The organism is Mesorhizobium sp. WSM4828 (genome assembly GCF_055811175.1).
Genome location: NZ_JBVVQK010000006.1, coordinates 190,342 through 209,275, shown reverse-complemented (window position 1 = coordinate 209,275; position 18,934 = coordinate 190,342). Strand labels below are relative to the sequence as shown.

The 18,934-nt window shown below is 64.1% G+C and carries 18 protein-coding genes; 7 read left to right on the top strand and 11 right to left on the bottom strand.

Features of this window, described 5'->3' with window-relative positions; translation table 11 throughout:
- Nucleotides 1-13 precede the first annotated feature (13 nt).
- The 10 genes from AC0L2X_RS09970 to AC0L2X_RS09925 all read right to left on the bottom strand — a co-directional run bounded on the left by AC0L2X_RS09970 (nucleotide 14) and on the right by AC0L2X_RS09925 (nucleotide 11,288).
- Nucleotides 14-1,789: a CoA-transferase gene (locus AC0L2X_RS09970; RefSeq protein ID WP_473599697.1), complete on the bottom strand. Its 1,776-nt coding sequence runs from the start codon at nucleotides 1,787-1,789 to the stop codon at nucleotides 14-16.
- Complete coding sequence (locus AC0L2X_RS09965; protein WP_473599696.1) at nucleotides 1,786-2,571, bottom strand: enoyl-CoA hydratase/isomerase family protein; 786 nt, start codon at nucleotides 2,569-2,571, stop codon at nucleotides 1,786-1,788. The genes AC0L2X_RS09970 and AC0L2X_RS09965 overlap by 4 nt, the downstream gene beginning before the upstream one ends.
- A gap of 2 nt (nucleotides 2,572-2,573) precedes the next feature.
- Nucleotides 2,574-3,779: a CaiB/BaiF CoA transferase family protein gene (locus tag AC0L2X_RS09960; protein WP_473599695.1), complete on the bottom strand. Its 1,206-nt coding sequence runs from the start codon at nucleotides 3,777-3,779 to the stop codon at nucleotides 2,574-2,576.
- Nucleotides 3,780-3,796: 17 nt separating this feature from the next.
- Complete coding sequence (locus AC0L2X_RS09955) at nucleotides 3,797-4,582, bottom strand: SDR family NAD(P)-dependent oxidoreductase (RefSeq protein WP_473599694.1); 786 nt, start codon at nucleotides 4,580-4,582, stop codon at nucleotides 3,797-3,799.
- Between the two features lies 1 nt (nucleotide 4,583).
- Nucleotides 4,584-5,579, bottom strand: coding sequence for an ABC transporter permease (locus AC0L2X_RS09950; RefSeq protein ID WP_352492166.1), 996 nt, complete (start codon nucleotides 5,577-5,579; stop codon nucleotides 4,584-4,586).
- A gap of 30 nt (nucleotides 5,580-5,609) precedes the next feature.
- Nucleotides 5,610-7,142, bottom strand: coding sequence for a sugar ABC transporter ATP-binding protein (locus tag AC0L2X_RS09945; protein WP_473599693.1), 1,533 nt, complete (start codon nucleotides 7,140-7,142; stop codon nucleotides 5,610-5,612).
- Nucleotides 7,132-8,115 carry an ABC transporter permease gene (locus AC0L2X_RS09940; RefSeq protein ID WP_473599692.1) on the bottom strand — a complete coding sequence of 328 codons (984 nt, stop codon included), beginning with the start codon at nucleotides 8,113-8,115 and terminating at the stop codon, nucleotides 7,132-7,134. The genes AC0L2X_RS09945 and AC0L2X_RS09940 overlap by 11 nt, the downstream gene beginning before the upstream one ends.
- 130 nt (nucleotides 8,116-8,245) lie before the next feature.
- The gene (locus AC0L2X_RS09935) at nucleotides 8,246-9,277 is read right to left on the bottom strand and encodes a sugar ABC transporter substrate-binding protein (protein WP_473599691.1); all 1,032 of its coding nucleotides are present in this window, start codon (nucleotides 9,275-9,277) and stop codon (nucleotides 8,246-8,248) included.
- A gap of 23 nt (nucleotides 9,278-9,300) precedes the next feature.
- Nucleotides 9,301-10,152, bottom strand: a complete 852-nt coding sequence (locus AC0L2X_RS09930; RefSeq protein ID WP_473599690.1) for an IclR family transcriptional regulator — start codon at nucleotides 10,150-10,152, stop codon at nucleotides 9,301-9,303.
- The gene (locus AC0L2X_RS09925) at nucleotides 10,152-11,288 is read right to left on the bottom strand and encodes an extracellular solute-binding protein (RefSeq protein WP_473554149.1); all 1,137 of its coding nucleotides are present in this window, start codon (nucleotides 11,286-11,288) and stop codon (nucleotides 10,152-10,154) included. Before AC0L2X_RS09925 ends, AC0L2X_RS09930 begins: the two co-directional genes overlap by 1 nt.
- Before the next feature lie 196 nt (nucleotides 11,289-11,484).
- Between AC0L2X_RS09925 and AC0L2X_RS09920 the strand changes: the two genes are divergently transcribed.
- The 6 genes from AC0L2X_RS09920 (at nucleotide 11,485) to AC0L2X_RS09895 (ending at nucleotide 17,297) form a co-directional block, all read left to right on the top strand.
- A complete protein-coding gene (locus AC0L2X_RS09920; protein WP_473554147.1) occupies nucleotides 11,485-11,721 on the top strand; it encodes a hypothetical protein in 237 nt (78 codons plus the stop codon).
- A 173-nt stretch (nucleotides 11,722-11,894) separates the two neighbouring features.
- Nucleotides 11,895-12,818, top strand: coding sequence for a ubiquinol oxidase subunit II (cyoA, locus tag AC0L2X_RS09915; protein WP_473599689.1), 924 nt, complete (start codon nucleotides 11,895-11,897; stop codon nucleotides 12,816-12,818).
- Nucleotides 12,819-12,820: 2 nt separating this feature from the next.
- Complete coding sequence (gene cyoB, locus AC0L2X_RS09910) at nucleotides 12,821-14,827, top strand: cytochrome o ubiquinol oxidase subunit I (RefSeq protein ID WP_473599688.1); 2,007 nt, start codon at nucleotides 12,821-12,823, stop codon at nucleotides 14,825-14,827.
- Entirely contained in the window at nucleotides 14,824-15,477 is a 654-nt protein-coding gene (gene cyoC / locus AC0L2X_RS09905; protein ID WP_352492158.1) for a cytochrome o ubiquinol oxidase subunit III, read from the top strand. The genes cyoB and cyoC overlap by 4 nt, the downstream gene beginning before the upstream one ends.
- Entirely contained in the window at nucleotides 15,474-15,902 is a 429-nt protein-coding gene (cyoD, locus tag AC0L2X_RS09900; RefSeq protein WP_352492157.1) for a cytochrome o ubiquinol oxidase subunit IV, read from the top strand. Before cyoC ends, cyoD begins: the two co-directional genes overlap by 4 nt.
- 201 nt (nucleotides 15,903-16,103) lie before the next feature.
- On the top strand, nucleotides 16,104-17,297 hold the full coding sequence (locus AC0L2X_RS09895; RefSeq protein ID WP_352492156.1) for a DUF3182 family protein: 1,194 nt from the start codon (nucleotides 16,104-16,106) through the stop codon (nucleotides 17,295-17,297).
- A gap of 147 nt (nucleotides 17,298-17,444) precedes the next feature.
- Here AC0L2X_RS09895 and AC0L2X_RS09890 read toward each other — a convergent pair whose 3' ends face one another.
- A complete protein-coding gene (locus tag AC0L2X_RS09890) occupies nucleotides 17,445-17,882 on the bottom strand; it encodes an Lrp/AsnC family transcriptional regulator (RefSeq protein WP_292655471.1) in 438 nt (145 codons plus the stop codon).
- 128 nt (nucleotides 17,883-18,010) lie between these two features.
- Between AC0L2X_RS09890 and rocF the strand changes: the two genes are divergently transcribed.
- Entirely contained in the window at nucleotides 18,011-18,931 is a 921-nt protein-coding gene (gene rocF, locus AC0L2X_RS09885) for an arginase (RefSeq protein WP_352663781.1), read from the top strand.
- Nucleotides 18,932-18,934 lie beyond the last annotated feature (3 nt).

The window sequence follows — 18,934 nt, the reverse complement described above, 5'->3', positions numbered from 1 at the left end:
GCACCGCCCCCTCTCAGCCTGTTGCGGTATGCGATCGCTGCGCGGCAATACAGCGCTCGACCATCAGCCGGTCGGCCGCCAGGATCTCGGCGATCAGCGCGCCACGCTCCTTGGCGCTGACGAATTCGAGGCGCCGCAGGCCGAGCGGGTCGATGCGGTTTCGCAGGATGTCGAGCGTCTCGTTCGAGGGTAGCGCCACCTCGCGGCAATCGGCATCGAATGTCAGGGCAAAGCCGGTGGCATCCTGGACCTGCTGGCGGGTCACGCCCGGCATGGTCTCGACGGCGACCAATTGGCGGCTCTCCCGGTCGAGCCGAAACACACAAAGGTCGGTGAACACCAGAGCCGCGCCGGTCCGATAGCCCATCGGCTCGCGTTCGGCCTCAGTCAACAGGCCGCGCGCCGAGCTGGCGATCTCGACCGTCTCGACCAGCGACTGCACGGAATGGCGGGGGACATAGAGCAGATAATCGCGATGCATGTTGGCGACGTCGGCCATGCCGCCTTGCCCGGGCAGCCGGATGAGGCTGCCGTCACGCTTGCGCAACGCAATGGTGTTGACGCGCCCACGGCGGTCAACCTGCGCGGCACCGACGATCTCATGCGTCACCGCGCCGGCCTGGTAGTAGGTCGAATAGGTGTCGTCGCCGCCGGCATGGGCCACCGCCGTCTCGCAATCGAGGCTTTCGATCAGCGACAGGATCATCGGGCTCGGCGCGATGTCGAGATGGCCGCAACTCATGGTGGCGATGATCATGCCCGGCGCGTGCGTCGCTTTGGCCAGCCGGTAGGCGACATTGGCGAGCGGCGACACCGCGCCGGCACTGGCAAAGCTCTCATTGTCGAGCTCGGCGGCGATGCGGGCGACGATGATCTCGTCGATGGACGCCGCCTCTTCGCCGTGCACGAGCCCGGGCATTGCGAGGACTGTTTCAGCGCGGACTTTTGCAGCGCCTTGAACCCGCTCCGGCACGCCTTCCGAAGGCATGCCCAGGCTGTCCGACAAAGGTATTTCCTTGGCCGCGAACGCCCCCGCAAACGCTTGATAATCCGTCACGTAGAATGGCAGGCAGGAGGCGGGATAGGCGCCGCCTGGCGCCGGCGCGATCGCCGACACCTGGTTGCGGGTCAAAATGCTCTGCCGGCCGTCATGGCGCAGCGCCCCGACCGGGACGATCTCCTCGACCGTGACCAGCACCTGGCGCGCCGCGCCGGCCATGGCGAAATCCAGCGCTCGTGGTCCGATGATCTGGACATTGCCGCTCTCGTCGGCTCGCTGGGCATGGACGACGAACGTATCGAGCCGCAAGGCCGGGATGATCCCGGTCGTGATTCCCGCGATCGGATCGGGCGCGGCGATCGCGCCGGGCACGCGCGCCAGCATGTCCGAACCCTGCGGAAGCTGAAACGGCATCGACGGCAGGTTCTGCTGCGCCGCCCGCAACGCCTGGATCATCGCCAGCGCCGTCCAGTCGCGGACCGGCACGGCATTGGTCTCGGCAGCCGCGCGGAAGCGCAGCGGCAAGCCAAAAATATCGAGGCTGGAAAAGCAGAGGTCGATTTCCGCCACGGCGTCCGCTTCCAGGAGCAGCTCGAGCGGCAGGCCGCCGGCCCAGCAGACATAGCGCAAATCCCTGACGCCCGAGCGGGCGATGGCCCGCAACAAGGCGATCGGCAGCCGGGCAAAATGATGACCACCGACACCGAAGACGTCGCCGCCGCCGACCATCGCGGCCAGGCCCTCGACATCGGCAAAGCGCGGCCGGTTCGGCTTGACCAGGGACGTCATTTCGCAGCCTTCGGCCGTGTCGCGCTCTTTTCGGCAAATTCCCTGACGCGGCGCTGGCCGATCTCGCTGCGGTACAGGCCACCCAGGACATCGCGCTCCATGGCAAGGCCCCCGGCCAGATCGCCCGACACGGCATGCGCTGTCAGCGCTTTCAGCCCCTCGATCGCTGCGGCCGGTTCGGCGGCGATCATCTCGGCGAGTTCCAGCGCCCGCGGCATCAGCCTTTCGGCATCGACGATCTCGTTGACCAGCCCGGCGCCGACGAACTCGGAAGCCGGGACGATGGCGCCGGTCATCAGCAGCAAATTGGCGCGGTTGCGGCCGAGTTTTTGGACGCTGCGCTGCGTGCCGCCGCCGCCGGGGACCAGTCCGAGCTTGATCTCGGGCAGGCCGAGCTTCGCGAACTGGTTGGCGATGACGATGTCGCAGCACAGCACCAGCTCCATGCCGCCGCCGAGCGCAAAGCCGTTGACCGCCGCGATGACCGGCTTGCGGTTGTTCTCGACCGCCGCATACATGCGCGTGCCGGCGGCCTGGAAGGCGTCGAACTCGATAGCTGTCTGGGCGGCGTATTCCTTGATGTCGGCGCCGGCCATGAAGCCTCGCCCCTCGCCGGTCACCACGATCGCGCCGACGCCATCATCCTGCGACAACGCCTCGAAAACTTCGGTGATCTCGCTTTGCATCAGCCGGTTCATGGCGTTGAGCTGATCGGCGCGCCGGAAGGTGACGACTGCGACGCGCCCGAATATTTCCAAGCTGAGTGTCTGGTAAACGCTCATCGTCAGGCAGCATCCACGGTCATGTCGCCGGATGCCTCAAGTGCTGCAATCTCGCCGCTGGAGAGGCCGAACTCGGCCAGTATCTCGCGGCCATGCTGGCCGACCAGCGGCGCCGGCCGCTCTATGGTGGCCGGCGTCTCGCTCATCTTGACCGCCGGTGCGACCACCCTGACCTTGCCGCCGCGCGGATGATCGTAGCTGGTGATCATGCCCAGGTGCTCGACCTGCGGGTCCTCGGCTGCGCGCCTTATGTCCTTTACCTCGGCACACCAGATGTCGGCTGCCAGCAGCCGCGCCAGCAGCTCCTGCGTGGCAAACTTCCTGGTTTCGGCGTTGACCTTGTCGAACACCTCGTCGCGCTTGTCGAACAGCGTCTTCAGATCGTCGTAGACAGCAAGCTGCGGCGCCTCCAGCACTTCATACAGCGTCTTGAACGGGCTCATGGCGATCGACACATAGCCGCCGTCCTTCGCTTCGTAGATACCGAACGGCGCCTGCATGCCGGGGTGGCCGATGCCGGAATTCGGGCGCACGAAATCTTCGCCGAGATTGAGCACGGCGACATATTCCTGATTGAGATGCGCCAGCATGCCAGCGAGCAAATTGACCTCGATCTTCTGGCCCTTGCCGGTCTTCTCGCGATAGTAGAGCGCCGACAGGATGCCGTAGACCATGTTCATGGCGCCGATCTGGTCGGCGAGGCCGGCGCCGGCCGGAACAGGAGGCTGATCGCCGCGGCCGGTGTTGGAAATCAGCCCGGACAGTCCCTGGATCAGCATGTCCTGGCCGGGGCGCTCGACATAGGGGCCTTCCTCGCCATAGCCGGAGCCCGAGCAATAGATAATGGCGGGATTGACCGCCCTGAAATCCTCGTAGCCATAGCCGAGCCTGGCGAGCACGCCGGGGCGGAAATTCTGCACCACCACATCCGCCTTCTTGGCCATGTCCATGATGATGGCATGCACCTTGCGGCTTTTCAGATTGAGCGCGATGGAGCGCTTGTTGCGGTTCCAGGCGAGGAAATTCGGGCTTTCGGAGCCGCCGACCCATTTGGCGAAGAAGGTCATGCCGCGGAACATGTCGCCGGCGCCGGCACGCTCGATCTTGATGATGTCGGCGCCCATGTCGCCGAGCAGCTGCGTGGCGAACGGCCCTTGCAGCAGATGGCTGAAATCGAGAATGCGGACGCCTTCGAGGGCCTTGTTCATTTTTGTCTCGTTTGTTGTCAAAGCAGGTCGGGTACGTAGCGCGGTGCTGCGGTGAGGCCGCCGTCGACGCGCAGGTCGGTGCCGGTGGTGAACCCGGCGGCGTCGGAGGCGAGATAGACGGCGGCTTCGGCCACCTCGGACGGTTTGCCGATGCGCCCGAGCGGATGCATTTTCACCCAGGCCTTGGCAAGATTGCCGCCGATCTCCTTGACCAATTTGTCGTTCATCGGCGTGTTGATGGTTCCGGGTGAGATCGAGTTGACGCGGATGTTGAGCGGACCGAACTCGACCGCCATCTGGCGCGTCATCGCCATCACCGCACCCTTGGCGCCGGCATAGGCGGTCCAGCCGTCGAGCCCGATATGCCCTTGTGCCGAAGCCATGTTGATGATCGAGCCCGATTTCTGCGCGATCATATGCGGCAACGCATATTTGCAACCGCGGAACACGCTGGTCAGGTTGACCGCGATCAGCCGGTGCCACTGCTCGTCGGTCATTTCGTGAACCGGCATGCCGCCGATGGCGATGGCGGCATTGTTGACGAGAATGTCGAGATGGCCGGTCTTGGCGACCGCGCCGTCGATCAGGGCGGCGATGTCGGCCTCCTCGGCCACGTCGCAATGGATGTAGTCGGCGCGGTGGCCGGCGGCGCGCAGCTCGGCCGCGAAGTTTTCACCCTTCTCGTCGGCGATGTCGCCGAGGAAGACATGCGCGCCTTCCCTTGCCATCGCCTCGCTGATTGCATGGCCGATGCCGTCGGCGGCACCCGTAATGATTGCGGTTTTCCCCTTGAGACGATCCATGTCAGCCTCCAATGGCGCGCCGGCGCTTTGCTTCGTCGAAGGCGACGGCGGCAATGATGATCATGCCGGTGATGACCAGTTGCCACTCGGTCGGCAGGCCGAGACCACGCAGCCCGTTGGACAGGAACTGCAGGATCAGCACGCCGAGCGCCATGCCGGTCAGGCTGCCGATGCCGCCGGCAAGGCTCACCCCGCCGAGCACGGTGGCGGCGACGACCTGGAACTCGAAATTCAGCCCGGCCGTATGCTGCGCCGAGCCGACACGGGCGGCTAGGATGATGCCTGCGACTGTCGCCAGCAGCGCGCTGATGATGAAGCAGATGAACTTGACGCGGCGGACGTCGTAGCCTGCCAGCCGCGCCACTTCCGGATTGCCGCCGACGGCATAGATCTGCCGCCCGAACGGCCGGTGCTGCATCACGTAGGCGAAGACGACGAGCAGGACGATGGCAATGACCGCCGAATACGGAATGACATTGAACAGGCGACCGTCCGACAGCGCGATGAAGCTGTCGAGCGCTGCATCGTCGGGGATGGCGCGCTGGCCGGTGTAGAGGTAGACACCGCCGCGCATGATGAACATCGTGCCCAGGGTCACGATCAGCGAGTTGATGCCGGCATAGGCAGTCAGATAGCCATTCACGACGCCGATGATCAGCCCGAACAGCAGCGCGCCACTGATGCCGAGCACAAGCGAGTTGGTGTCGTTCATGATGATGATAAGCGGCAGCGCGATCGTCGCCAGCAGCGAGCCGATCGAGATGTCGACCTCGCCGGACATGAAAACGATGGCGCAGCCGATGCCGGCGGTCAGCGCCAGCGAAGCCTGACCGAGCACATTGGTGATGTTGCGTACGGAAAAGAAGTTCTCCGCGGTGAAGGAAAAGAACGCAATCACCAGGATGAGGCAGAGGAGCAGCGCCAGTTCCTGCCGCGCCAGCAACCGCGCCAGCATGGACGGCGCGGCTTCGATGGACCGGGTGCCTGCAAGGCTCATCGCTTGCTCCCTTTGCGAAGCGTCATCGTCTTAGCCGATCGCCGCATTGAGGATGTTCTCCTGCGTGGCCTCGTCGCGAGGCATGATCGCGGTGAGGCGGCCTTCGCACATCACCGCGATACGGTCGGCAAGGCCCAGCAGTTCGGGCATCTCGGACGTCATCATGACGACCGCCAGGCCTTCGCCGGCGAGCCGGTCGATGAGCGTAAAAATCTCCGACTTGGCGCCGACGTCGATGCCGCGGGTCGGCTCGTCGACGACGATCACCTTGAGACCTCGCATCAGCCAGCGCGAGATCAGCACCTTCTGCTGGTTGCCGCCGGACAGGTTCTTGACCTGCTGGAACAGGCTGGGCGTCCTGATGCGAAAACGGTCGACATAGTCCTGCACCGCCTTGCATTCGCTGGCCTTGTCGACGAAGCCCATCCTGGCGAAGGCACCGAGCGAGGCGAGGCTGGCATTCTGGTAGACCGGCAGCTCGCCCATCAGCCCTTCGCTCTTGCGGTCCTCGGTGAGCAGGCCGATGCCGAGCCGGACGCCGGTGTGCGTGTCGTGCGGCAGCAGCGGGTTGCCATCGACCGAAATGGCGCCGGAAGTGATCGGGTCGTAACCGACGATGGCCTTGGCGAGCTCGGTCCGGCCTGCCCCCATCAAGCCGAAGAAGCCGAGAACCTCGCCGGCATGTGCCTCGAACGACACATACTTCAGCTTCTTGGCGGTGCTGAGCCCTTCAACGGAGAGCGCGACCTTGCTTGCCGGCGCGCCGCGCTTGCGCGGGAACAGGTTTTCGATGCGCCGGCCGATCATGTCCTGGATCAGCGTATCGTTGGTGTGCTCGCCGATCGGCCTGGTCGAGACGTGGCGGCCGTCGCGCAGCACGGTCACCGTGTCGGCGATCTCGAAGACCTCGTCGAGCTTGTGGCTGACATAGAGCACGGCGATGCCGAGCGCGGCCAGCCGGCGAATGACGGTGAACAGCAGCGAGACCTCGTTCGGCGTCAGTGAGGAGGTCGGCTCGTCCATCACGACGACGCGGGCCTCATGGGCGAGTGCGCGAGCGATCTCGACCATCTGCTGCTGGCTGACCGGCAGCGATCCCGTGCGTGCCGCCGGGTCGACGTTGAAGCCGATGCGCTTGAACAGAGCGGCCGCATCGGCCCGGATCTTCTTCCAGTCGATCGAGCCGCCCTTGCCGGTCGGATAGCCTTCGAGGAAGATGTTTTCGGCGACGCTGAATTCGGCGATCAGCGCGATCTCCTGGAACACCACCTTGATGCCCTCTTTCAGGCTGTCGCGCGGCGACTTGATGTCGGCCTCGCGGCCGCGCAGGCGGATGGTGCCGGCATCCTTGCCATAGACGCCGGCCATGATCTTGATCAGCGTCGACTTGCCGGCGCCGTTCTCGCCCATCAGGGCGTGGATTTTGCCGGGTTCCAGGGTCAGGTCGACATTGTCCAGCGCCACCACGCCGGGAAAGCGCTTGCCGATGCCGCGCATCTCCAGCGCCGGCACGCTTCTGTCGACAGCCACGGTTTCGCCGGGGTGGAGGAAATCAACCGACATTGGCTCTGTTCCGCACGATGTCGAGATAGGTCGCCAGGATGATGACGATTCCCGGCACCACCATCTGCAGATCCTGGTTCCAGCCGAGGATGATGATGCCGTTGTCGATGACCTTCAGCACCAGCACGCCCAGCAATGTGCCGAGCAGCGAGCCGCGACCGCCAAGCAGGCTGGTGCCGCCGAGGATGACGGCGGCGATCACCGTCAGCTCGAAGCCGCGACCGGCGGTCGGCTGGCCGGCATTCATCAGCGACGACAGGATCATGCCGGCAATGCCGACGCACAGGCCGGTGACGACGAAGGCGAACAGTTTCAGCCGTTGCGAGCGCACGCCGGAGAGACGAACCGCGCGCTCGTTGGCGCCGACAGCATAGAGATAGCGGCCGAGCGTGGTGAAGCGCAGCGTCGCCGCGGCCAGCGCGAAAATCAGCGCGGCAATGACCACGGGCAGCGGGATCGCGCCGAGATAGCCGGCGCCGAGATCGGTGAAGCTTGCAAGCCGGTGATGGTTCTGCACCGCTTCACGCGTGAACAGGTAGACGCCGCCCTGCAGCATCATCATCGTGCCGATGGTGGCGATCAGCGAGTTCACCTTGAGCCTGGTGACGACGAGGCCGTTGAAAAGGCCGACGGCACCGGAAAAGGCGAGCGCCGCCAGCAGGCCGAGCGTCAGGCTGTGCGTCGAATTGAGCACGGCCATGCCGATGCAGCCGACAAAAGCCAGCGATGCACCGACCGAAAGATCGACCTCAGCAGTGATGATCAGCATCGTCATGCCCGAGGCGACGATCAGCACCAGCGCGCATTGGCGCAGGATGGCGATGATGTTGGCCTCGGAATAGAATTGCGGCGCCGCAATCGAAATGGCGATACAGAGCACGGCCAGGATCACGCCGAGCACCAGCTGGCTGCTGCCCAGCAGCTGGCCGCCGATGAAACGCCTTGGCGCGGAGGATTGCGTAAGCTCGCTCATGTCCATTTCATTTCCGGGCAGCATTGGGTGCCGTCGCCGTTGAAGGTCAAAACCGGACGGTTGACCTGTTTTGCCGTCGGCACCCGATCCGATGCCCTTCCCGCCGTGCGGGAAGGGCTACCCGGAATCCTTACTTCTTCAGATCGGCGGAAGTTTTCATGCATTTTTCCGGTGGCTGAAGCGCATTGACGGCATCCCATTTGATCGTGCGTGTGGTGCCATCGTAGTCGTAGAACTTCTTCCAGTCGTCGCCGTTCATCGGCGCGGTCGGGCTGACGATGTGTTCCGGCACCTCCTCGCCGTTGAAGAGCTTAACCGCTGCATCGATGGCGGTGTAGCCTTCCTTTTCCGGGAACATCGCGGCTTCGATGCGGTAGGACGGTTCATTCTGCATGGCATTGATGAAGGCGAGGCCTTCGCCGCCGGTGCCGACCGTCAACAGGCCGTCCTGCGACTTGCCGGCCGCTTTCCAGGCCTGAAGGCCGCCGAGCGAGGAGGAATCGTTGATGCCGTAGATGATGTTGATGTCGGCGTTCTTGGCAAGAGCCGCCGAAGAGACTTCGAGCGCGCGATCCGGATTGCCGCCGCCGTCGAGGTCGTGGACCATGACCGCGTCGGGGATGATGGTCTTCAGGCCGTCCATGAAACCCTGCGACCGCAGGACGGTGGCCGACAGCAGCGGCAGGCCGACATTCATCACCTTGGCCTTGCCTTCGAGCTTTTCCTTGGCGTATTTGCCGGCTTCGACGCCGGCGGTGTAGCCGGTGTCGTAGTCGCAGATCGCGACCATTGTGGTCATGCCCTTGACCGGATTGCCTTCGAGCACGACCGGAACGTTGTTGGATTTCGCCTGGCGCAGCAGCGGCACGACGCCTTCCTCGTTGACGGGCGTGATGATCAGGACGTCGACGCCCTTGGCCATGAAATCTTCGGCCGCCGAGACCTCCTTGGCAACGTCCAGATTGGCGTCCTGCACCTCGAGCTCGATGCCGAGTTCCTTGGCGCGGGACTGCATGCCCTTGATGACGTTCTGATACCACTCATGCGTAGCATAGTTGGTGACGTAGCCGATGCGCTTCGGCATGTTTTCGGCGTGTGCCGCGGCGGCGCTCAGAGCCAGCACCGCCGCCGAGGCAAACAGCATCGATTTGGACCAGTTCATGTTTCTTCTCCCTGTATTTCTTGTCAGTTGCTGAACGGATAGTCCCGCCGTTCCGGGTCGGCACGTGAAGAGGCGGCAGCTTCGCCCGCGCCCAGCGCCGCCGATATCGTCTCGGCCGCCGCCTTCGTCCGTTCGAAGACGGTCTTGCGATCGAAGCGAGCGGCCTTTTGCGGCAGGAACGGGACGGTGAGCGCGGCATTGACGGCACCGGTATGGTCGCGCACCGGCATCGAGATGTTGGTGCAGCCCTCGACAGCCAGCGAGGCGCGCATTTCATAGCCGAGCCTTGCGACCTCGTTCAGCCGCGCTTCGATTTCCGCCCGGCTGCCCTGGCCTTCGCCTGCAGCGACGATCCGCTCGACGATGCGATCGCGCTCGGCGCGGCTTGAATGCGCCAGCAGCACCGCGCCGGAACTCGTTTCGAGGATCGGGAAATGCGAGCCAAGGGCAACCGAATAACGCATCGGCAAAGGCGAATCGATCTGCAGCACGACCAGCGCGCTCTCGCCTTCGCGCACGACCAGATGGCAGCTCTGGTCGGCATTGGCGGCGAGGCCGCGCATCACCGGCAGCGCGCATTCGACCAGGCGGTTCACCGGCGGATGCATATGCGCCAGTTCGAACAGCTTCAGCGACAGGCGGAAGCGGTCCGATTGGGTCCGGAAAATGTAGCCGCGCTTCTCCAGCAGCAGCAGGATGCGGTAGATCTCGTGAATGGAGCGCCCCATTCCGGTGGCGATCTCGGTCTGGGTCAGCGGCTCGCCGCTGGCAGCCATGAATTCCAAGATATCGAGCGCCTTCTCTACCGCCGGCACGCGGTAGCCGTTGCGGCCGCTTTCCCCTTCGTCGACGACCTGGGCAATATCGGTGGCCATTACGCGACGCTCCGTTGCGGCTGCCTGGTCTCGCGATAGAGTCGGTTCAGCCGGTCCGCGAGTTCCGCCGCCGGCAATTCGCCGGCGATGGCCGCCGCGGCATGAGGGGCGCATTGGCGGAAGAAGCTGATGAAGCCCGGGTGGGTCGGGCGCAGATAGGAGGCTTCGATCGTCGCCAGCGTCGAGGCGAAGAAGCCGCCGGAGAGAGCGTTGACCTCGGCATCCTGCCACGCCGCCAACGATCCCGGCTGTCCGCCGGATTTCACATAGTCGCCGCGCTGATAGCCGGGCGAGCACAGAAACAGCGCGTAATCGATGGCAGCCTGCTTGTGTTTCGATTGGGCGCTGACGCCGATGCCGGCGCCGCCGAGCAAGGCGCCGGCGGATCGCGGCGTCGGCACGTCGGCGAAGCGCAGAAACGGCCTGTCTGCCTTGGAGGCATAGTTCACATAGCCGAAGGCGAACGGCACGTAGACCACGTCGTCATGCGCGATCATGTGATCGTAGCAGCGGATCGGGTTCCATTTCGGCGAGTTCGGGTGCGACAGCGCCGCAAGCTGGCGCAATTGCCCGACGGCCCGCTCGATCTTTTCCCCGGCGATGAACTCGTCGCCGTCTTCGCTGGGCTCACCCAGCGTCAAAAGCAGGCACATAGCGTCAGTCGGCACCAACGGCAGCCCAAGCCATTTGCCGTCCTTCAAGGCGCGCCGGCCGAGATCCAGCACCTCGTCATGGCTGCGCGGCAGCGGTCCGTAGCGCTCCAGGAGATCGGGGCGATACGAGGCAACCTGGCAGGCAGCATCGATCGGCAACGCCCATTGGCGCCCGTCCCTTGCGTAGGATTGCCAGGATGCGCCAACTGAATCCTGTTCGAAACCGCGGCGCTGCTCAGCCGACAAATCGAACGGCACCATCAGCCCGCCTTCGGCAATATCGCCGATGAACGGATGGTCGAACACGACGAGATCATAGACGTCGAGCACCGGACCAAGCGCGCCCTCGCCGAACTCGTAAAGGCTGCGGCGGTCCCATTCGATCTCAAGACCGGGATTGGCGACGCAATACGGCCCGATGCTGGCGTCGAGCGGACCCCAGCAGCGTCGGTGATCCCACGCGAGGCCGCGCAGTCTTGTCATGCCGAAAATTCCTCCCAGAGCCGGCCATGTGCCGGGTCAGCCGATTAGTAGCAATAATTTTCACCTAGACAAGTAGTTTTTACATACGCAAAGCCGACCCTCGCTTCCGCTTGGCAGGAAAGCCGTCCAACCGCCCCTGGTGTGCATCGCATTGCCGCCCGGCCCTGCAACCAAAGGCTGCGATGGATCCGGTTTTTTGGGAACTTTCGCGACGAACATTCGTTCGGTTGGCGCCAGTCATCTGGAGCAGCATCACTGGAATCAGCAGCCACGTCGCACGGAGCAGGGCAAATGGACCAACTATGGGCGCGGCGATGAACTGGTTTGCCGCCTTGGCATTCGCCACGTTTCTGGCGATAACTTCGATCTGGGTACTGTTTCTGGTTTCTTAGGATTTGGCTCTGGTTGCTTGGGATTTGCCGCTGGTTTTTAGGATTTGGAGGGGTTCTCGACAGGTCGACCGCCTAACGATGACATCCGCCGCATGCGGTTCTGCCAGCCGGAGCATGCGTGAAGGAACTGTGGCCACACCGGCGCGCACATTCGGGGTTGGCAGCCACGCTGCCTGCAACATTCCAATCGGTTTTCAGGAAACGGCGAGATCTCATGTTGCTGAGGGCGATCGTTCGAAACTGTGCCGCCATCCGTCTTGGCCGCGTCGGCGCGACGATGCTTGTTGCCGGGCTGCTTGCCGGCTGCCAGGGCGGCGTGCTCGACCCGCAAGGGCCGGTCGGCGCCGCGCAGCGCACGATCCTGCTCAATTCGGTTGCCATCATGCTGGCCATCGTCATCCCGACGATCGTGGCGACGCTCGGTTTTGCCTGGTGGTTCCGTGAGACCAACACAAGAGCGCAGTATCTGCCGGAATGGGCCTATTCCGGACGCATCGAACTGGTCGTCTGGTCGATCCCCATCCTCGTCATCCTGTTTCTGAGCGGCATCATCTGGATCGGGTCGCATGACCTCGATCCAATGAAGCCGCTGGATTCCCAGCAAAAGCCGCTTGAGGTGCAGGTCGTCTCGCTCGACTGGAAATGGCTGTTCATCTACCCCGGGCAGAATGTCGCGAGCATCAACCAGCTTGTGGTGCCGGTGGGCAGGCCGGTGCATTTCTCGCTCACCTCGGCAAGCGTCATGAACGCGTTCTTCGTGCCTCAGCTCGGCGGCATGATCTACACGATGAACGGCATGACGACGCAGCTTCACCTGCAGGCGGATCAGCCGGGCGAATTCTATGGGCGGTCTGCCCATTTCAGCGGCGACGGTTTTCCTGGCATGCAATTCGTGCTGCATGCCGTCGCGGCGGACGCCTTCGATGCATTCGTCAATTCGGCGCGAAGCCAGGGACAGGCACTCGACAAGGCCAGCTACCAGGAACTGGCCAGACAGAGCCTGGACGTGCCGCCTTCGACCTATCGCTCAGTCGAGCCGGACCTTTTCTATGAAATCGCGACGCAAGGCGTTCCGCCCGCGCCCGGTCCCCAGGCCGTTGGCCCCGAGCCGAGCGTATTGCCCAAGACAGGAGGCTGACAATGCTCGGAAAATTGAGCTGGGACGTCATTCCGTTCGATCAGCCTCTGCCGATGATCGCCTCGGCGGTCGTCGCCCTGGCAATCCTCGGCGTGCTGGCCTGGGTCTTCCTGGCCGGCCATTTCCCCTATCTGTGGCGCGAATGGATCACCAGCGTCGATCACAAGCGGATTGGCGTGATGTACACGCTGCTGGCGCTGCTGATGCTGCTGCGCGGCTTCAGCGACGCCGTCATGATGCGGTCCCAGCAGGCCCTCGCCTTCCAGGCGCCCGGCTATCTGCCGCCGGACCACTTCAACCAGGTCTTTTCCGCCCACGGCACCATCATGATCTTTTTCGGGGCGATGCCGTTCGTCATCGGCCTAATGAACCTGGTCGTGCCGCTGCAGCTAGGCGTCCGCGACGTTGCCTTTCCGACGCTCAACTCGGTGAGTTTCTGGCTCACCGCCACCGGTGCGCTGCTGGTCAACATCTCGCTGGTAATCGGCGAATTCGCGCGCACCGGATGGCTGCCCTATCCGCCGCTCAGCGAGACCGCCTACTCGCCGGGCGTCGGCGTCGACTATTATTTGTGGGCAGTGCAGATAGCGGGCGTCGGAACGCTGCTCACCGGCATCAATTTCGTCACCACGATCCTGAAGGTGCGGGCGCCCGGCATGAGTTATCTCAGGATGTCGATGTTCTGCTGGACCTCACTCGCCGCCAGCCTGCTCATCGTCGCCGCCTTCCCGATCCTCACCGCCACGCTCGCGATGCTGACGCTCGACCGCTATTTCGGCTTTCATTTCTTCACCAACGAAGCCGGCGGCAACATGCTGATGTTCGTGAACCTGATCTGGGCCTGGGGCCATCCCGAGGTCTACATCCTCGTCCTGCCGGCGTTCGGCATCTTCTCGGAGGTCATCTCCACCTTCTCCAGCAAGCCGCTGTTCGGCTACCGCTCGATGGTGGCCGCGACGCTCTTCATCTGCATCGTCTCTTTCATGGTGTGGCTGCACCACTTCTTCACCATGGGCGCCGGCGCCGACGTCAACGCCGCGTTCGGCATCGCGACCAGCATCATCGCTGTCGGTACCGGCGTGAAGATCTACAACTGGATGTTCACCATGTATGGCGGCCGCATCCGCTTCGCGACGCCGATGCTGTGGTCGCTGGGCTTCATGGTGACGTTCGTCGTCGGCGGCATGACGGGCGTGTTGCTGGCCGTGCCGCCGGCCGATTTCCTGCTCCACAACAGCCTGTTCCTGGTGGCGCATTTCCACAACGTCATCATCGGCGGTGTGCTGTTCGGCGCCTTCGCGGGATATACCTACTGGTTTCCCAAGGCATTCGGCTTCCGGCTGCACGAGGGCTGGGGCAAGCTGGCCTTCTGGCTGACGCTGATCGGCTTCTACGCCACCTTCGTGCCGCTCTACGCTGTCGGCCTGCTCGGCATGACCCGCCGCATGCAGCATTTCGACGTGCCGGCCTGGCATCCCTGGGTGCTGGTTGCCGGCGCCGGCATGTTAATCACCACCGCCGGCGTGGTCGCGCAGATCGTACAGCTCGTCGTCAGCATCCGGCAGCGCGCGGCACTTCGCGACGCCACCGGAGATCCCTGGGACGGTCGCTCGCTGGAATGGGCCACGCCCTCGCCGCCGCCGGTCTTCAACTTCGCCGCGCTTCCGCATGTCGAGGGCGAAGAGCCCTACTGGAGCATCAAGCAGCGGGCACGCGAGCAAAACCGGCTGCGCGACGAGCCTGAATACGAGCCGATCGAGATGCCGCGCAACAGCCCCACCGGGTTCATCTGCGCCTTCTTTGCGACCGTGATGGGCTTCGCCCTCATCTGGCACATCTGGTGGATGGTGGCGCTCGGCGCGCTCGGTGCTTTCGCCACCTTCGTCGTATTCGCGTGGCGCGACATCCCCGAATACGTCATTCCTTCCGCCGAAGTCGCCCGGATCGACCGCGCCAACCGAAGTGCCCGCCGCGAGGCGCTGGCCACCTACACGGGGCCAAGGCCATGACTGTGATCGACGTTCGAGAACGTGACCCCTACCGCCTCGGCCATCGCGGGCACGGCCATGCACCCGGCCATGGCGACGGCGGCCCGGCACCGATCCGGATCGTCGTCGGCTACGGCTTCTGGATCTTCCTTCTGAGCGACATCGTGATGTTCTCGGCCTTCTTCGCGGCCTATGCCGTGCTGGCGGGCAAGACGGCGGGCGGACCAAGCGGACCCGAGCTGTTCGACCTGCGCAACGTCTCGATCGAGACGGCCGCTTTGCTTTTGTCGAGCTTCACCTGCGGTCTCGCCAGCCTCGCCGTGACAGCGCGGCGAAGCTCCTGGTTCTATGTCGCCATGGCTGTCACCTTCGTGCTCGGCGCCACCTTCATCCTGCTCGAGTTGCGCGAGTTCGCGCATATGGTTGCCAGCGGCGCCGGACCTACGCGCAGCGCTTTCCTGTCGGCGTTCTTCACGCTGGTTGGATGCCATGGCCTTCACGTCACGGCGGGGCTGCTGTGGCTGCTCACGATGATGGCGCAGATCTTCGCCAAGGGATTCCGCGACGATATTCTTCGGCGTTTCATGTGCTTCAGCCTGTTCTGGCACGCCCTCGACATCATCTGGGTCGCCCTGTTCACGGTGGTCTATCTCCTGGGAGCAAGTCGATGAGCCATGCTGACGATCGCCACGCGCAACGGCGCGACACCGATGGCCCGGAGCGCTACGACATCGATACGGCGCCGGGTGACGAATACCTCGGCGACGCCGAGGTCGGATCCGGGTTGCGCGGCTATGTGATCGGCCTCGGGCTGGCAACGCTGCTGACCATCGCCTCATTCTGGTTGCCCGGAACGAACCTGATATGGGCACCCGGCATTCCGGTGGCGCTGGTCGTGCTGGCGATCGCTCAGATGGGCGTGCATCTCGTCTTCTTCCTGCACATCACGACGGGGCCGGACAACACCAACAACGCTCTGGCGCTTGCCTTCGGCGTGCTGATCGTTGTGCTGGTGATCGGCGGCTCGATCTGGATCATGGCCAATCTCGACCACAATTTGATGCCGATGAACGCTAACATGAACATGAACCGCTAGGGATTATTCCGGCCGTTGGCCGCAGTTCATGCGACAGCGAGCTCCGGTCTCAAGCCCGCTCGAATGTGCCGACGAGCTCGGCCTCTCCCAGGACGTGCGGCGCGGCCGTCACCCGGTCAAATCTGCAGCCAGCCGCTGGCCGGAACATTCGCCGCGTAAGCGGGTTTTTCGGTTCGGACGCATCGCCGCGGAATAACGGCAATGGGCTCGGCAATGGACGAAGGGCGCGACATGACCGGGCTAAGCGGTAAGCAACCTAGCGGGGCGAAAGGTGTTGTGGTCGCATTCTCCGCACCGGGCGGCGAGACCATCTACGCCCACGAACGCGAAACTGTCGCTGCCGTCGCGCGCACGATTGCAGCGTTGAAGGGGTTTTCCTTCCGCCAGGGCCTGCGTGACGGCGGCGGTGACAGCGGCGGGCTGTATTTCGTGCCGGACGACAGCTTGCTTGCTGCCGATGCGGCCCAACTGGGCATCAACGGGCCCGACGACCTCTTCGGCGGCGTGGTGCCCTGGCGCCTCGCAACCACCAAGGCCATAACCCACGAGCTGGTGGACGGATCGGCGGCACGGCCAAAAGAATGGCCCGCCGGCTTCGGCAGCACCGTCGCCGCAGCCGTACTGCCCGGCTACACTGCATTTTCACGCCATGACGCGCTGCGCGCAGCGCAACGTCTGCTGGAGCTCGGGCTGGTCCGGTTCAAGCCACCGCGCGCTTCGCGGGGCCGCGACCAGCACACCGCCGCGACGGTCGGCGACGTCGAAAGGCTGCTGGACCAATATCCATCCTCCGACCTCAGCGAATACGGCCTTGTTCTCGAAACGCAGCTTCGCGACATCGTTACGCTGAGCGTTGGCAGAACCATGATCGACGAATTGTCGGTCAGCTATTACGGCACCCAGCGGACGACGACCGACAACGACGGACAGCCCGTCTACGGCGGATCCGATCTGGTTGTCGTGCGCGGCGGATGGGAGGCGCTGGACGGGCTGCGACTATCTCCGGCGCTGGGTTTGGCCGTGGCGCAGGCGAGAACCTATGACGCAGCGATGGATGGTTATCCCGGATTCTTCGCCTCGCGACGCAACTACGACATCGGCCAAGGTGTCGATTCCTCGGGCATCTGGCGATCGGGTGTGCTGGAAGCCAGCTGGCGGATCGGTGGCAGCAGCAGCGCCGAGCTCGCAGCAATGGACGCCATGAAGCGCGACCCCGACATGCAGATCGTGCATGTCTCCGCCGTCAAGCAGTTCGGCAGCACTGCGCGGCTGCCGCTGAACGCAGCAATCCATTTCCACGGCGAGGACCCCGAGGAGGGTCAAATCACGCGTTACACCGTCGTCACCCAGGCGATCCGAGGGCCGAGCGGGGGAGCCGGCCGATCGTCATTCTAGCCATGTCAGGTCGGGCCGAAACACGCCGCCGGCCGGGAACATCCGCCAATGGCGTTCCACACTTTTCGTGGAATTGCTCTAACCGCGGCGGCAATTGAAGGTTCCGTGGCTTCGGACTTCGTTACCGCTACAGGTCAAGGGCGAAGATCACAGCCGCGCCTTGGTGGTGCGTGGCGTTGCCAGGAGCAGGCTTGTTTCGCTGCCGGTAATTCCGGGGATCAGGCGGATACGTCTCAGCACCGCGTCGAACTCGCTCAGGGTCTGGGTTCCGAGTTCTATCACCAGATCCCAGCGGCCATTGGTGGTGTGGATGGTCGAGACCTCGGAGAAGCCGCCCAGCGCCCGGATGACGCGATCGGCGGCGTGGCCTTCGATCTCGATCATCATGATGCCACGCACGCGCTGATCGACCGCGTCGGCGCGCAGAATGACGGTGTAGCCGACGATGACGCCGTCCCTTTCAAGCCGCTCGATCCGCGACCTTACCGTTGCCCGGGAGACACCCAGGCTGATGGCAAGATCGGAAATGCTGCGCCGGGCGTCGTGCCGCAAAGAGGTGATGATCTGCTCGTCGAGCTGGTCCATGATTGCTCACAACGGAAGTAGATGATGCCACAATGGTAAGGCACTTCGACAAATTTGCCAATTTGACATGTTCATTCTGCCAGCGATGCCGGCTTCAATAAAGGCATCGTAATTGGTCGGGTATGAGCATGCATTGCACGATCGTTGGGGCGCCGATCCAGGCCGGCTCAGGCCGCATGGGCTGCGAGATGGGGCCGAGTGCGCTGCGCACGGCCGGCCTGGCCGGCGCACTGACCGAGCTCGGCCATACGCTGACCGACCTCGGAACCATCGTCCCTGCCGACATGCGTCCTGTCGCACACGGCAACGCGGCGGTGAAGGCGTTGCCGGAAATTGCCGCCTGGACAGCGGCAATCAGCGAAACGGCCTATGCCGCGAGCGCCGACGCGATGCCGATCTTTCTCGGCGGCGACCACAGCATTTCGGCCGGCACGCTCGCCGGCATTGCCCGCCGGGCGGCGAATGCCGGCCGGCCGCTCTTCGTGCTGTGGCTCGACGCCCACCCCGATTTTCATACGCTCGACACGACCACCAGCGGCAATTTGCATGGTGTGCCGCTGGCCTACGCCAGCGGGCAGCCCGGCTTCGAGGGCTATTTCCCCCGCCTTGCGGCGCAGGTGGACCCGGCTCGCATATGCGCGCTGGGGATCCGCAGCGTGGACCTGGCAGAACGGGAAGCGTTGCGCCGAGCCGGTGTGACGGTCCATGACATGCGTTCGATCGACGAGCACGGCATTGCGCAACTGCTTCGCGCCTTTCTCGAACGGGTGAGCGCCGCCAACGGCATGCTGCACGTCAGCCTCGACGTCGATTTTCTCGACCCGTCGATCGCCCCGGCGGTCGGCACCACCGTTCCAGGCGGCGCCACCTTCCGCGAGGCGCATCTGGCGATGGAAATGCTGCATGACAGCGGCCTCGTCACCAGTCTCGACCTGGTCGAGCTCAACCCTTTTCTCGACGAACGCGGCCGCACCGCCACGCTTTTGGTCGACCTGACCGCGAGCCTGATGGGTCGGCGGATCATGGATCGCCCGACGAGGGGGTTCTGAGCC

Coding starts and splice junctions, on each gene's coding strand:
- AC0L2X_RS09970 (WP_473599697.1), bottom strand. CDS start 1,789: ATGACGTCCCTGGTCAAGCCGAACCGGCCGCGCTTTGCCGATGTCGAG.
- AC0L2X_RS09965 (WP_473599696.1), bottom strand. CDS start 2,571: ATGAGCGTTTACCAGACACTCAGCTTGGAAATATTCGGGCGCGTCGCA.
- AC0L2X_RS09960 (WP_473599695.1), bottom strand. CDS start 3,779: ATGAACAAGGCCCTCGAAGGCGTCCGCATTCTCGATTTCAGCCATCTG.
- AC0L2X_RS09955 (WP_473599694.1), bottom strand. CDS start 4,582: ATGGATCGTCTCAAGGGGAAAACCGCAATCATTACGGGTGCCGCCGAC.
- AC0L2X_RS09950 (WP_352492166.1), bottom strand. CDS start 5,579: ATGAGCCTTGCAGGCACCCGGTCCATCGAAGCCGCGCCGTCCATGCTG.
- AC0L2X_RS09945 (WP_473599693.1), bottom strand. CDS start 7,142: ATGTCGGTTGATTTCCTCCACCCCGGCGAAACCGTGGCTGTCGACAGA.
- AC0L2X_RS09940 (WP_473599692.1), bottom strand. CDS start 8,115: ATGAGCGAGCTTACGCAATCCTCCGCGCCAAGGCGTTTCATCGGCGGC.
- AC0L2X_RS09935 (WP_473599691.1), bottom strand. CDS start 9,277: ATGAACTGGTCCAAATCGATGCTGTTTGCCTCGGCGGCGGTGCTGGCT.
- AC0L2X_RS09930 (WP_473599690.1), bottom strand. CDS start 10,152: ATGGCCACCGATATTGCCCAGGTCGTCGACGAAGGGGAAAGCGGCCGC.
- AC0L2X_RS09925 (WP_473554149.1), bottom strand. CDS start 11,288: ATGACAAGACTGCGCGGCCTCGCGTGGGATCACCGACGCTGCTGGGGT.
- cyoA (WP_473599689.1), top strand. CDS start 11,895: ATGTTGCTGAGGGCGATCGTTCGAAACTGTGCCGCCATCCGTCTTGGC.
- cyoB (WP_473599688.1), top strand. CDS start 12,821: ATGCTCGGAAAATTGAGCTGGGACGTCATTCCGTTCGATCAGCCTCTG.
- cyoC (WP_352492158.1), top strand. CDS start 14,824: ATGACTGTGATCGACGTTCGAGAACGTGACCCCTACCGCCTCGGCCAT.
- cyoD (WP_352492157.1), top strand. CDS start 15,474: ATGAGCCATGCTGACGATCGCCACGCGCAACGGCGCGACACCGATGGC.
- AC0L2X_RS09895 (WP_352492156.1), top strand. CDS start 16,104: ATGGGCTCGGCAATGGACGAAGGGCGCGACATGACCGGGCTAAGCGGT.
- AC0L2X_RS09890 (WP_292655471.1), bottom strand. CDS start 17,882: ATGGACCAGCTCGACGAGCAGATCATCACCTCTTTGCGGCACGACGCC.
- rocF (WP_352663781.1), top strand. CDS start 18,011: ATGCATTGCACGATCGTTGGGGCGCCGATCCAGGCCGGCTCAGGCCGC.